This window comes from Blastococcus sp. CCUG 61487 (genome assembly GCF_005222955.1).
GTDB lineage: Bacteria > Actinomycetota > Actinomycetes > Mycobacteriales > Geodermatophilaceae > Blastococcus.
Genome location: NZ_LWUA01000230.1, coordinates 2,081 through 2,527 on the forward strand (window position 1 = coordinate 2,081; position 447 = coordinate 2,527).

Here is a 447-nt window from a genome sequence, read left to right on the forward strand (position 1 = left end):
CCGCACCGAAGCCCGCGTGCACCGGATCGGCGCCGACGCGCTCGACCGGCTGCTCGCCCATCCGCGGGCGGCGCGGGCGCTGCTGCAGGCGACCGCCCGGCGTCTGGCCCGCGAGGAGGCGCTGCTCCGCCAGCGGGAACGCCTGGCCGCCCTCGGCGAGCTCACCGCCGGCCTGCTGCACGAGGTGAACAACCCCGCCGCGGCGGTCGCGCGCAGCGCGGCGCGGTTGCGCGGCCTCGTGCTGCCGGAGGGGCCCGCCGGCCCGCTCGCCGGCCTGGCCGGTCCCGGCGAGACAGATCCGCTCGCGCGGGCCGACGCGGCGGAGGCGCTGACCGGGGTGCTGCGCCGGACGGCGCCCGGCCTGGACCGGGCGGCCGCCCAGCACCTGGCCGCGCTCGGGGTCGAGCCACGGCCGCTCGAGGAGCGGCTCGCCGCGCTGGACCCGGA

The 447-nt window shown here is 81.9% G+C and carries 1 pseudogene; it reads left to right on the plus strand.

The window, feature by feature from the left end:
- Window positions 1–16: 16 nt before the first annotated feature.
- Window positions 17–447, plus strand: a pseudogene (locus A6V29_RS12450) (hypothetical protein); the annotation flags it as partial.